Consider the following 12,914-nt stretch of genomic DNA (forward strand, 5'->3'; position numbering starts at 1 on the left):
AGGGTTTAACAATGATTATCAGCCTGATTGCTGCATTAGCAGCGGATCGCGTTATTGGTATGGAAAACGCCATGCCATGGCACTTACCAGCCGATTTAGCCTGGTTCAAACGTAACACGCTAAATAAACCGGTAATTATGGGTCGCAAGACATTCGAATCTATTGGTCGCCCTTTGCCGGGGCGGTTGAATATTGTTATCAGTAGCCAACCGGGAACGGATGACCGGGTAACGTGGGCAACCTCTATTGACGACGCACTCGCTTTGGCAGGTGATGCCGAAGAAGTGATGGTGATGGGTGGGGGCCGTGTTTATAAGCAATTCTTAGACCGCGCTAACCGTATGTATCTTACTCACATTGATGCAGAAGTTGGGGGCGATACCCATTTCCCAGATTATGAGCCAGATGAGTGGGAAAGCACCTTTAGTGAGTTCCATGATGCAGACGAGGCTAATTCACACAGCTATTGTTTCGAGATCCTTGAACGTCGCTAATTGCAGCTGTAATCTGAAATGAGAAAAAGCCTGTTTATCAGCAGGCTTTTTTAATTTTCATTATCTAATTATTTATATCTTACAAGTAACTAGAGGGATCTTTTGCTGCTGCGGCTATTTCGTCAGCATTGGTTATTTCAGCTTCAACTTTGAAAGCGGGTTGTGTGAAATAACGTTTATCTTCCCAACGAAGCAGGGTTAAATTGCCTCCCCAGCAACATCCAGTATCCAGCCCATAAATTCCTTCTGGTACACCTTTCCCTTCCAATGATGCCCAGTGGCCAAAGATAATCGAATACTCAGGGCTGACCAGCCGTGGTAGCTCAAACCAAGGTTTAAGTGGGGCAGGAGCATTTTCTGGTGTGTCCTTACAGATCATATCCAGTTGCCCATTTGGGAAGCAAAAACGCATGCGGGTCAATGCATTAGTGCTAAAACGTAAGCGTGCTAGCCCCGTCAACTCGGGTGACCAGTTATTGGGCATATCACCGTACATTGCGTCCAGAAAGAGTGGATAGCTGTCACTGCTCAAGACAGATTCTACTTCACGGGCACACATCTGGGCCGTTTCGATATCCCACTGAGGGGTGATACCGGCGTGAGCCATAATTAATTTTAGTTTGTCATCAACCTGCAAAACTGGTTGGCGGCGTAACCAATTAATCAGCTCGTCAGCATCAGGGGCTTCAAGCAGTGGTGTGATGCGGTCTTTAGGTTTGTTACGGCTAATGCCAGCGTAAACTGCCAATAAGTGTAGGTCATGGTTACCCAGAACCATACGAACGGCTGACCCTAATGAACGGACATAACGTAATACATCCAGTGAAGCGGGGCCGCGAGCAACTAAATCGCCAGTCAACCACAAGGTATCGTGTTGCGGATCAAAGTCCACTTGCGCTAATAGCGCAAGCAACTCGTCAAGGCAGCCGTGAACATCGCCAATAAGATAAGTAGACATAGTTGAGGTCAGGATTAATGGATTAGTGTTGGGATCGCTAAGCGGAACACCGGAATCACAGTACGGAACGCCTGACCAAGGTGATCAACCATCTCATAATGCCCTTCCATGGTACCCAGCGGCGTTTCTAGCACAGCCCCGCTGGTGTATTGGAACTCGTTACCTGGCAGGATCAACGGCTGTTCACCGATAACTCCTTCGCCCTGAACTTCTGTCTGCCGGCCATTACTATTAGTAATTAACCAATAGCGGCCCATAAGTTGCACATTTGAACGGCCCAGATTACGAATCGTCACGGTATAGGCAAAGACGAAACGTTCCTCGTCTGGTATCGACTGGGTTTCCACATAGATACTTTGCACCTGTACACAAACGCGGGGCTGTTCAATCATAATGTGCTCCTGCTTATTCTTGCGGTGTCGATTGAGCTGAAAGCCAGTTAGCCAGCTTACAGTATTGCGCTACCGAAATATTCTCTGCCCGTAGTATCGGGTCAATACCTAATTCGATTAGCTGCTCTGGTGTGAATAGATCACCCAAGCTGTTACGCACGGTTTTCCGGCGTTGGTTGAAAGCTTGTGTCGTAATACGGCTAAGCATACGCACATCACCGACCGGATTCGGTGTATTCACATGCGGGATTAGACGCACTACAGCTGAATCCACTTTTGGGGCTGGAGTAAAGGCAGTTGGCGGTACTTCCAACACAGGGATGACGTTGCAATAATATTGCGCCATGACTGTCAAACGACCATAAGCTTTACTGTTAGGCCCGGCAACCAAGCGATTAACCACCTCTTTTTGCAACATGAAATGCATGTCACGAATAGCAGAAGTATAGCTGAAAAGATGGAACATCAGTGGGGTAGAGATGTTGTATGGCAGGTTACCAAATACCCGTAATGGCTGCCCAGCAATCTCGGCCAATTCAGAAAAATTGATTTTCATCGCATCTTCTTGATGGATAGTGAGCTTATCTTTCAGTTGAGGATGGCTGGCCAGACGAGCAGCTAAGTCGCGGTCCAACTCAATGACCGTCATATGATCCATGCGAGCTGCTACGGGTTCAGTTAATGCACCTAAACCGGGGCCAATCTCAACTACCGCTTCACCTGGAACCGGATGGATAGCGGAGACAATGCTGTCGATGACAAACTGATCGTTTAAAAAGTTTTGTCCAAAGCGTTTGCGGGCAAAATGCCCTTGGTGGACTCTATTATTCATTGCTGTTATTTATCATTTTAATGGCTAAATTTAATGCCGTAATGAAACTACCAACATCGGCAGTACCGGTTGCGGCGAGTTCTAAAGCGGTACCGTGATCCACAGAAGTGCGGATAAAAGGTAAACCGAGAGTGATATTAACGGCCCGACCAAACCCTTGATATTTCAGTACTGGTAGCCCTTGGTCATGATACATGGCCAGAACGGCATCTGCATGTTGCAGATATTTGGGCTGAAATAGTGTATCTGCCGGGAGTGGGCCGATAAGGTTTATTCCTTGCTGACGCAATGCATCTAGCGCGGGAATTATCGTATCGATCTCTTCATGGCCCATATGACCCCCTTCGCCCGCATGAGGATTCAGTCCACACACATAAATCTGTGGTTGGCTAATACCAAATTTGGTTTTCAGGTCATTATCAAGAATGGAAATCACTTCATGCAAACTGGCTTGTGTTATTGCCCCAGGCACTGCCAGCAAAGGTAAGTGAGTGGTCGCCAGCGCTACACGTAGCTCTTCTGTAGCCAACATCATCACCACCCGTGAGCAGTGGCTGCGGTCAGCGAAGAATTCGGTGTGCCCAATAAAAGGGATACCTGCATCATTGATAATGCTTTTTTGTACTGGGCCAGTAACTAATGCAGCAAATTCGCCACTGATGGCACCATCACAGGCTTTAGCTAGTGTTTCCACTACATAGTGGCTGTTTTTGACATCAAGCTGGCCTGGTATCACCTCAGTCGCTATTTTCACCGGCAAAATAGTCAGAGTGCCAGCAAGTTGTGCCAATGCGGGTTTATCTTGCTGATATTCACGTAGCTGCAATGGCAGGTTTAGTTGGCTGGCGCGGGCAAGTAGCAAAGCCGGATCGGCACACACCACGAGTTCAACAGGCCAATCCTGTTGCGCCAGGGCGATGACTAAATCTGGCCCAACCCCGGCAGGTTCGCCGGGGGTGATAACAATACGTTTATTATGGTTTTGCATCACTACCATCAAGAATTTTCACATAAGCTGCGGCACGTTGCTCTTGCATCCAGGTTTGAGCTTCTTCTGCAAACTTACGGCTAAAGAGCATACGGTACGCCCGATCTTTCTGTGCTGCATCAGTTTTGTCTACCTGACGGGTATCAACAACCTGAATTAAATGCCAGCCGAAAGAGGAATGAACGGGTGCGCTGATTTCGCCTTTTTGCAGCTTCATCAGTGCATCACGGAATGCAGGATCATAAATGTCTGGCGAAGCCCAACCCAAATCACCGCCTTGCACGGCAGAGCCTGGATCTTGGGAGATCTCTTTAGCAATCGTAGCAAAGTTGGCTTTGCCGCTCTTAATATCCGCAGCCGCAGCCGTTAACTTAGCACGAGCCTGATCATCGGTCATGACCGGTGAGGGTTTCAGCAAGATGTGGCGCGCGTGAACTTCGGTAACTGAAACAGACTTATCAGCGCCACGAATATCATTCACTTTCAGAATGTGGAAGCCAACACCTGAACGGATTGGACCAACAACATCGCCTTTGTTCGCTGATTGCAGTCTTTCAGCAAACAGAGAAGGTAATTCCTGTAATTTACCCCAACCCATCTGGCCGCCTTTCAGCGCCTGAGAGTCGGCAGAGTTTGCGATAGCCAATTTACCAAAGTCAGCTCCGCCTTTAATGTCTGATACCAATTTTTTCGCCAAATCTTCTGCCTGATCAACTTGTTGTTGAGACGGATTTTCTGGTAATGGGATCAGTATATGGCTGAGGTTCAGCTCGGCGTCACCGCTGGTTTGGTTGCCAATTTGTTTGGCTAACGACTCAACTTCTTGCGGCAGAATCGTAATGCGACGGCGCACTTCATTGTTACGTACTTCTGACGTCAGCATCTCTTTGCGGATTTGCTCACGATAAGTGTCGTAATTCAGGCCATCTGCGGCTAAGCGGCTACGCATCTGAGCAGGCGTCATACGGTTTTGCGCGGCAATATCAGCAATGGCTTTATCCAGCGCTTCGTCACTGATGGTAATGCCCATCTTCTTGGCCATCTGCAATTGGATATTATCCATGATCAGGCGCTCAAGAATTTGATGACGCAGTGTCGCATCATCCGGAACTTGTTGCCCAGCTTGCTGTGCATTCAGTTTCACTGATTGTAACAGACCGTCGACATCACTTTGCAGAACAACGCCGTTATCAACCACAGCGGCAACTTTATCAACTTCTTGTGGTGCTGCGAACGCGGTATTGGCACAGACAACCAATCCGAGAATAAGCGTTCTCCAGTTCTTCATACCTTTTCCATTTATGTAATCCGCTTTTGCGGGTTAAAATTCACTGTATTCAGTGTGTTACACAGTATCAGAATGCACTTTGATAAGGCAGTATACCTGAGCCAAGCATTTGCGCAGTACCCAGGCTATGGTCGCTGCTCAGACCACGTAATTCGATGTTAAAGCTGACTTTGTTGTCATACTTACTGGTTTCATTTTGGTTGTTCCAACCAGTGATTTTCCGTTCATAACCTAAGTTAATGGCCCAACAACAAGTATTGTATTGTACGCCAACCAATTGACTGGCAGGCTGATTGGCTTTGGTATCGTAGTAATAAGCCCCAACCAATGCCCAGCGGTCAGCAATCGGCCAACTGGCGGTGGTACCAATCTGAGAAATACCCTGTTGGTAACCCGGGCTTTTCACGTTTGGTACTGCCGCTTGAATATATTCAGGGCTGGCATAACGATAATTCAATTGAATCATACGCTCGGCGTCTTTCCTATACTCCATTACCGCATTGCCGAGGGTTAAACTCCCCAACCGGGTATCATACTGTGCCCCGCCTTTCAGGCCCAGTTGATCGTTAATACGCCAGAATGTATCCCCTGCCCAAACCAGGCTACCAGTATCATCACTGTTATCAATAGCTTCACTATTACCCGTCCGCGAACGGCTGAAGTAATAGATTTGACCCACTGAAACGTTAAAACGTTCAACCAGCTCATCATCATAAATGCGAGAAGTTAAACCGGTCGACACTTGATTTGCTGAAGCTATACGATCCAGACCACTATAAGTACGGTCACGGAACAGACCAGAGTAGTCCGACTGCATCAACGTGGTGTCGTAAATATAGATATCATCCTGATTCCGATAAGGAACGTAGAGATACTGTACGCGCGGCTCCAATGTCTGGGTGAAGTCTTTTGCCCAATCCATTGGCCGATCAAATACCACCTTGCCATCAACTTTAAATTGCGGCATTACACGGTTAACCGAGTCTTTTAAATCTGGAGCTGTCGCACCATTATTCTGGCTTGCATAATTACTGGCAAAACCATTGGGAATATCTTGTTGGTAATGTGTTGCCAGTAATTTAGCTTCGGTATTTAAGCTACCCCATCCGTTGGACAAAGGCAGGCTAACTGATGGTTCGATATGGAAACGATCAGCTTTCGGATTTTCCGGATTAACACTGCTGAACTTAGCGGCTTGACCATAGATATGCAGATCAAACGGACCAATATCATTTTTATAGTAGTTCAGGTCCAGTTGTGGCTGGGCACGGTAAGCATTATTGTTACCACCGGTCGTAAACACCTGGAACTGTTTAGACGCCAGAGTGGCGTCCCAGTTCTGGTCAGCATAACCGACACTGAAGATTTGTGTGGCATAGCCGTCAGTGGTTGAGCCGTACTGCGATGTTAAGTCGGTAAAGTAATCTGGATCACTGACACGGGTGTAGTTGACATTGAAACGCCAAACTTTATCCATCACACCAGAGTGGCCCCAGTAGTACAACCAGCGAGTGGGGTCTTTTTCTGTACCATCAGTGCCGTGATATAAGCGGTCACTCGGCAGCCAATCCAATGCCATGGTACCGGAACCGGGAGCCAACAAATAACGGAACTCATTTTGCCACTGTAAACCACGCCGCTCCATGTAATGAGGGGTAATGGTGGCATCGAAATTTGGCGCAATGTTCCAGTAATATGGCAGCATGAATTCCAAGCCGTTATTACTGGTATATTTCGCATTAGGGATCAGGAAACCAGATCGGCGTTTATCACCCACCGGTAATTGCATATACGGGCTGTAGAACACGGGTACTTTGCCGATTTTAAAGCGGGCGTTCCAGATCTCTGCGACTTCTTCTTCGCGGTCATGAATAACCTCTGAACCAACCACACTCCAGCTATTATCACCCGGCAGGCAAGAGGTGAATGTCCCATTTTCTAAAATGGTATAGCGGTTCTGACCACGTAATTTCATTAAATCCGCATCACCACGGCCTTGACGACCGACCATCTGATATTTGCCTTTATCCATATCAGTGTCTTTGGTATTCAAGTTTGACCAGCCTTTCGGGCCTTTCAGCTTGATTTGCGGATCGTCGTAGTTAACGTCGCCAGTGGCCGTTACGGTACGAACCGGGATAGCTTCGCCGGGTTTTTGTACCTGTGTCAGCTCCACCTGATTGGCCGTTAACGTGCTATTACCTTGCTGGACAATAACATTGCCGGTAAACAGGGCATTGTCCGGGTAATTGGCTTCGGTTTTATCTGCATTTATACGAACCGGCAGCTGATTTGGATCGCCTGTGACCAAAGGTTGGTCGTAGGTAGGTACGCCAAGCATACATTGCTCGGCAAGGTCAGCCAGAGTGTGCTGGCTATATAGTGCCGTCCATATCAATGTGGCCAGCAGTGTTGGGAATCTTTTTTTCATACGCGGTTTTGGTGTTCCGTCATCGGGGGGCATCATGCCGGCAAACGGTCTGAGACTATATTACTCATCACAGTTGCGCTAGTGTTAAATCCGGCCGTTTACACGTCTCGCTGTTAGGCGCTGAGCTGAATGCCGAGTATGATAATGCAAATTTTGACTGACGGCATGATGAATTGAGGAGTATATGCAGTATTGGGGAAAACTGCTCGGTCTAATACTGGGATTTCTGTCCGGTGGAGTCTGGGGTGCGATACTTGGGTTGCTGGTTGGCCATATGGTCGACAGGGCGCGTAGCACAAAGCGTCGCGGCTTTTTTGCCGATCAACAAACACGACAATTAATTTTTTTCCGCACCACTTTTCAGGTCATGGGACATTTAACCAAGGCTAAAGGTCGGGTAACGGAGGTTGATATTCAACTCGCCAGCCAATTGATGGATAGAATGCAATTGCATGGCGAAGCTCGAACAGCGGCACAGCAAGCATTTCGTGAGGGGAAAGAGAGTGGGTTCCCGTTACGTGAACGGTTGCAGGAATTACGCGGAGTTTGCTTTGGTCGTTTTGATTTAATTCGGATGTTTCTGGAAATCCAGTTGCAGGCTGCATTTGCTGATGGCTCATTGCATCCTAATGAACGGCAAGTGTTGTATGTCATTGCTGAAGAGTTAGGGATCTCCCGCGGTCAGTTCGATCAGTTCCTGAGTATGATCGAGGGCGGGCGTCAGTTTGGCGGTGGTGCCTGGCATGGTCAGCAGGGAGGATACTCTCAAGGTGGCTACCAGCAAACATCAAATGGCCCGACAGTAGAGGATGCCTGCAAGGTGCTGGGGGTAAGCAGTACTGATGATAGTGTTACCATCAAACGTGCTTACCGTAAACTCATGGGGGAACATCATCCAGATAAGTTGGTGGCGAAGGGATTGCCGCCTGAAATGATGGAGATGGCTAAGCAAAAAGCCCAAGAGATCCAGGCCGCGTATGATTTGATCAAGCGCGAAAAGGGATTCAAGTAAGAGTCCTTGTGTCAGGAACGCTAAAGCCAGATCGGAGCCACTGTTCCGATCTGGTTTGATCCTGAATCGATTTTCTACGAAAGAATCAAAATTCTGGCTCGCATTTAAAATGCATCACTGTCCCAAACTCCGGATGAGTAATACATAATTCCTGTGCATGCAATTGTAACCGGGATGCCATTGCTTTAGCCTCGGGATGGGCATAGAAGCCATCACCAAGAATAGGGTGACCTATCGCCAGCATATGAACCCGTAACTGATGTGAGCGGCCGGTGATCGGGGATAACTTAACTCGCGTACTGCCGTCAGCATCCCGTGATAGTACCTGATACAGCGTTTGCGAGGGTTTACCCGTTTCATAACACACTTTCTGCTTTGGCCGATTCGGCCAGTCACAAATTAACGGCAGATCAATCAACCCTTCATCTTGTGCTAAATGGCCCCAAACCCTTGCAATATAAGACTTTTTCGGTTCACGCTCACGAAATTGCCGCTTTAGCTCGCGCTCAGCCGCTTTGGTCAACGCGACCACAATGACGCCGCTGGTCGCCATATCTAGCCGGTGAACAGATTCAGCCGTCGGAAAATCGGCCTGAATACGGGTCATCACGCTATCTTTATTCTCTGGCGCGCGGCCCGGAACGGACAGCAAACCGCTGGCTTTATTGACCGCCATGATGTGCTGATCCTGATACAAAACTATCATATATATCTATTTCTACCTGTTATTTATGAGGTTTATCAATATAACCATTTGAGTTATATATTAAATGTTCATGTATCTTATCGTCCCATAAACTCCAAAGACTCACCAGATCCTATAGCGAAACGTGCTTATTATCTCGGCGCTATGAGGGGGATTAGTGTTAACCCATATCTAATAGAAGAGGGGTACTGAGGGAAAAATGAGTATGCGAGATAATACTACCACTGGTGCCAGATTTCTGCATATCCAACTCTGGTAATATGGCACATTCGTATGGGGTTGGGATGAACTTAAGCTCTTTTGGTATCACTCAGGGAGAATAGCGTTTTTCTATCACGAATTCTGCTCATAGTGAACTTGCAAAAAAACCAGCGGGGTTAGCCGCTGGCTTTCGTGTTGACAAAGTTAGTAACCGCTTAGTCTTTTCGCAGTAGCCTAACCCTCAATGGGGGTAGGCTAATGGTGTGATTATCTGACACACATATAAGCCAGACTGCTGTTACCGCCAGCATGTGATATCCCCGTGTCTGGATGGAAATCATTGCCACTGGTTGACGTCCAGATAATTGATGCTGACGGGAAGTCAGGGTATCTATTCAGATTTCCCCATTCACCAAAGAAAGTACCGATACCACGTCCCGTACCACCGGTTGACAGCTCATTCTCACTTGGCAATCTCAGCCCTTGAGCAACACATGCACTATTGGCTACCGCCCAACTCACTGTGGTCGAATTATAGTCGCCAACCCAAGCGTTTAACGTAAACTGATAAGTGAATACTTTACTCTTGTCTTGTTTCCAGGTTGCAGTGATTGTTACTGTTCCCGTCGTGTCATTATCAAGATTAACCAAACCTGAGCTGCTTACACTGATGTTAGTATCACTGCTGGACCATTCATAGTCGCTATTACTGGCAACATTACCGTGTGGTGCCAATTGGAAGTTGGCGTTTTTAAACCCGGTAGTTGGAAAACCGCTGTTAACGCTGAAGCCGCTATAAGCATTCACCGGGGTATTCAGTGTTGCTTTAGAGAAATCAGGATAGAACGTCACATCTTTATCATGAGAACTGCTGACACCCGCGGTGTTAGTCATCGCAGCTGTTACCGTACTGATGGTACCACCTACATTAGTCATGGTCAGGTCGGTTGCCGCTTTACCATCAATACCTGTTTGGACTGACGCGGTTTTTACCGTCACACCATTGGTCGCTGCGAAAGTCACGGTCATATTAGGGACGGGATTTCCCTGTTTATCCAGCACGATGGCTTGTACCCGGTTAGTCCCGCTACCTGCTGTTTGATCATTCACTTCCACGGTAAAGTTATCTGCGGTAATGACGGCTGTCGCCGTATCAGCGATAAAGTTCACCTCTACCTGTTGGTCCATACCATTAAGTTTTGCTGTTACAGTATAGTTACCCGCCTTGGTACTGAGTATCTTCGCGGTGGCGACACCCTGAGCATCGGTGGCGGTAAATTCACTGATTGTTGCATCGCTCGTGGTACTGAAAGCGACATTGATATTAGGCACGGTGTTACCGAACTTATCCACCACAGTCAGTTTTACCATATTGGTGCTACTACCATCGGCAGGCTGACCGTCAGTAACCAATTGCAGTTTATGTTCAGCACTGCCATCCAGAGTGGCGCTACCAGCATCAGCGATAAAGTTGACATCAACCTGTTGTGTTTCACCATTCAATTCGGCTTTAACCGTGTAGTTATTAGCTTTGGAACTGGTGATAGTTGCCGTTGCAATCCCTTGTTTATCACTGATTGTAGTCGCAACAATATTAGCATCAGTATCTACGGTGAAATTAACTGCAACACCAGACAATTTATTGCCATAAGCATCGACAACTACCGCTTTCACCTGGTTCGCCGTAGCGTTATCGGCAATGCTACCATTGGTCACAATTTGCAGACTGCTATCTTGAATTGTCGCAGTACTCTCATCGGCAAGCATGGCAACTTTAGTTTTCACATCACTCAATGGCACACCATTAATCTGAGCGCTGATATTAATCAGTTGTGGTTTGCTGCCGGCTGTGAGTGTGGCCTGATAAACCCCAGGCGCTGACTCGCTGATTTGCGTTATCGAATATTCAACACTCGGCAATGGCGCGGCACGTGCAACTCTGGCGCGCTTCGAGTCAGGTAATTCTGCTACTTCCAGAGAGAATGTGAGTTCATCGACAATACCTGTAATCGGCTGGTTATTGTTGTCCTTAATATTAAGTTCAATCACGCTGCTTGCTGTGGCATTGGCCGGCATAGACTCTGGTGAAGCAGTCAGGCCAGAGGCGGTAGTATTCACCCCATAGCTGTCTACCACGATATCGCTGTAAGCAACGGGAGAAGCATTACCTTGGGTGTCGTAAGCAATAGCGCTAATACGATAAGTGTTATTACCCTCACCGCCCGCCAGATAGCTTGGCAATGTTACCTGCCAAGTATTGCCACTGCCGGTCATTTTCCCACCGGCGAGCGTCAAGGTACTGGCTTCCCATTCAATACGATCAATACCTTGTTGTGCCGTGGCATTTGCCACTAAAGGCATGGTTTGTCTTGCTGCACCATTAATACGAGCTGGTAACTCTAGGGTAACCAAATTCTGTTTGCGGTATTTCATAACAATCTGATTATTACGATCGACCAGATTATAGCGGCTACCAATTAGGCTACGTTTAATTGCGACAGCCTCAGAGTCGAGCTGATGTGCCAGAGGGGTGCCAAATGTGTAGTTAAAACCAAGATTAAACCGAGTGTCATTCATCCCGGCGCGTCCCATCTTATGGTCAACACCCACAGTAACTAACGGAATTGGGGTATAATTCACACCCACAGTGACCGCAAGAGGGTTTTTCTGACGGTTATCCACGCCAAACAAGCCAACTTCATCACCAAAATATTGTTCATATATCAGCTTACCACCCAGTTGTGGCAAGGTTGGCAAATAAGCTTCGCTGCGCAAATCAAAGCCGTTTGCGACTTTTTCATCATACTTATCAAGGTCTGGTGAGTTTTTCCAACCACTGACACCAAAGTAGCCGTTAGCTGCCAGATTAATAAAATCACGACCATATTCAGCACCGACGCCAATACGGGTATGGCTATAACTGGCATCATGATCAACAAACAGGTTGTAGCCCAGCATTTGCTGGGCAAAGAAATGGCGTTGGCCCAAGCCAAAGTTTAATGTCACGCGGTCATCAATATAACGGCCACCTAACTGAGTAAAGGTAAGCAAATCTGGGCTATCGGTCAGTGGTAACAACACATCCAGTTGGCTACCTTTAAGGCTCAACTTTTCATCCAGATTGAGTTGTACTTTCGCACTACCAAACTGATTAAACCACTTTTGTAATGCTTCATTACCGGCACTGGTGGCGGTACCACGCGCAATAGAACTCGCTTGTTTGGCTGAATCACCATCAGCCAATATTGATGCCAACCTTGTTGCGGCATCAGCGGTAGACTGTTCAGCCTGTGAGGCCGAACGCTGGGTCTCATCTGAGGCTGCAGCGGTTTCAGCAGCCATTACGGAAGGGGTAAAAGTAATACTTAACGGAAATATAGCCTGGATGACTATATTTGCCCAAATTACTGATTTAGAAATTCGTGTTTTATTTAACGATTTGGTTTGATGTAGTGACGATACGCGATGCAAGCTCATACTTATCTATGCTCTATAAGTCAATAATGAATAAAAATAAAAAATACGCTTATTTGTATTGATGAATTAAACGGGATTGCTCCGGTGTATCAAGCACGGGAGATCTGCCATAAAAATGGTGAAATTGTTGTTGTG

Annotated in this window: 10 protein-coding genes; 2 read left to right on the forward strand and 8 right to left on the reverse strand. The window is 47.2% G+C overall.

The features are described from left to right. Positions 1–11: 11 nt before the first annotated feature. Positions 12–494 (forward strand): type 3 dihydrofolate reductase, encoded by a 483-nt coding sequence (gene folA / locus QSV56_RS04480; RefSeq protein ID WP_019080544.1) that lies wholly within the window; start codon positions 12–14, stop codon positions 492–494. A gap of 79 nt (positions 495–573) precedes the next feature. On the opposite strand, the gene apaH is transcribed toward folA, so the two are convergent. From apaH to lptD, 6 genes are all read right to left on the reverse strand, one after another. After that, on the reverse strand, positions 574–1,452 hold the full coding sequence (gene apaH, locus QSV56_RS04485; RefSeq protein ID WP_019080543.1) for a bis(5'-nucleosyl)-tetraphosphatase (symmetrical) ApaH: 879 nt from the start codon (positions 1,450–1,452) through the stop codon (positions 574–576). Positions 1,453–1,466: 14 nt separating this feature from the next. Then, a complete protein-coding gene (gene apaG / locus QSV56_RS04490; RefSeq protein WP_005156966.1) occupies positions 1,467–1,844 on the reverse strand; it encodes a Co2+/Mg2+ efflux protein ApaG in 378 nt (125 codons plus the stop codon). A 13-nt stretch (positions 1,845–1,857) separates the two neighbouring features. Further along, positions 1,858–2,676, reverse strand: a complete 819-nt coding sequence (gene rsmA, locus QSV56_RS04495) for a 16S rRNA (adenine(1518)-N(6)/adenine(1519)-N(6))-dimethyltransferase RsmA (protein WP_019083993.1) — start codon at positions 2,674–2,676, stop codon at positions 1,858–1,860. Then, a complete protein-coding gene (pdxA, locus tag QSV56_RS04500) occupies positions 2,669–3,664 on the reverse strand; it encodes a 4-hydroxythreonine-4-phosphate dehydrogenase PdxA (protein WP_026018314.1) in 996 nt (331 codons plus the stop codon). The genes rsmA and pdxA overlap by 8 nt, the downstream gene beginning before the upstream one ends. Then, entirely contained in the window at positions 3,651–4,952 is a 1,302-nt protein-coding gene (surA, locus tag QSV56_RS04505; protein WP_019080540.1) for a peptidylprolyl isomerase SurA, read from the reverse strand. Before surA ends, pdxA begins: the two co-directional genes overlap by 14 nt. Before the next feature lie 67 nt (positions 4,953–5,019). Next, positions 5,020–7,383: an LPS assembly protein LptD gene (gene lptD, locus QSV56_RS04510; protein ID WP_026017962.1), complete on the reverse strand. Its 2,364-nt coding sequence runs from the start codon at positions 7,381–7,383 to the stop codon at positions 5,020–5,022. A gap of 184 nt (positions 7,384–7,567) precedes the next feature. Here lptD and djlA point away from each other — a divergent pair, with 184 nt between their 5' ends. Further along, positions 7,568–8,395: a co-chaperone DjlA gene (djlA, locus tag QSV56_RS04515; RefSeq protein ID WP_050321771.1), complete on the forward strand. Its 828-nt coding sequence runs from the start codon at positions 7,568–7,570 to the stop codon at positions 8,393–8,395. A gap of 85 nt (positions 8,396–8,480) precedes the next feature. On the opposite strand, the gene rluA is transcribed toward djlA, so the two are convergent. Continuing rightward, positions 8,481–9,101: a bifunctional tRNA pseudouridine(32) synthase/23S rRNA pseudouridine(746) synthase RluA gene (gene rluA / locus QSV56_RS04520; RefSeq protein WP_301210954.1), complete on the reverse strand. Its 621-nt coding sequence runs from the start codon at positions 9,099–9,101 to the stop codon at positions 8,481–8,483. A gap of 468 nt (positions 9,102–9,569) precedes the next feature. Beyond that, a complete protein-coding gene (locus QSV56_RS04525; protein ID WP_046695727.1) occupies positions 9,570–12,644 on the reverse strand; it encodes an inverse autotransporter beta-barrel domain-containing protein in 3,075 nt (1,024 codons plus the stop codon). Between the last annotated feature and the right edge of the window lie 270 nt (positions 12,645–12,914).

The sequence above is a fragment of the Yersinia sp. 22-579 genome, from assembly GCF_030433455.1.
Lineage (GTDB): Bacteria > Pseudomonadota > Gammaproteobacteria > Enterobacterales > Enterobacteriaceae > Yersinia > Yersinia enterocolitica.

Excerpts from the sequence above, each read along its gene's own strand:
- folA (WP_019080544.1), top strand. The coding sequence starts at position 12 with ATGATTATCAGCCTGATTGCTGCATTAGCAGCGGATCGCGTTATTGGT.
- apaH (WP_019080543.1), bottom strand. The coding sequence starts at position 1,452 with ATGTCTACTTATCTTATTGGCGATGTTCACGGCTGCCTTGACGAGTTG.
- apaG (WP_005156966.1), bottom strand. The coding sequence starts at position 1,844 with ATGATTGAACAGCCCCGCGTTTGTGTACAGGTGCAAAGTATCTATGTG.
- rsmA (WP_019083993.1), bottom strand. The coding sequence starts at position 2,676 with ATGAATAATAGAGTCCACCAAGGGCATTTTGCCCGCAAACGCTTTGGA.
- pdxA (WP_026018314.1), bottom strand. The coding sequence starts at position 3,664 with ATGCAAAACCATAATAAACGTATTGTTATCACCCCCGGCGAACCTGCC.
- surA (WP_019080540.1), bottom strand. The coding sequence starts at position 4,952 with ATGAAGAACTGGAGAACGCTTATTCTCGGATTGGTTGTCTGTGCCAAT.
- lptD (WP_026017962.1), bottom strand. The coding sequence starts at position 7,383 with ATGAAAAAAAGATTCCCAACACTGCTGGCCACATTGATATGGACGGCA.
- djlA (WP_050321771.1), top strand. The coding sequence starts at position 7,568 with ATGCAGTATTGGGGAAAACTGCTCGGTCTAATACTGGGATTTCTGTCC.
- rluA (WP_301210954.1), bottom strand. The coding sequence starts at position 9,101 with ATGATAGTTTTGTATCAGGATCAGCACATCATGGCGGTCAATAAAGCC.
- QSV56_RS04525 (WP_046695727.1), bottom strand. The coding sequence starts at position 12,644 with ATGGCTGCTGAAACCGCTGCAGCCTCAGATGAGACCCAGCGTTCGGCC.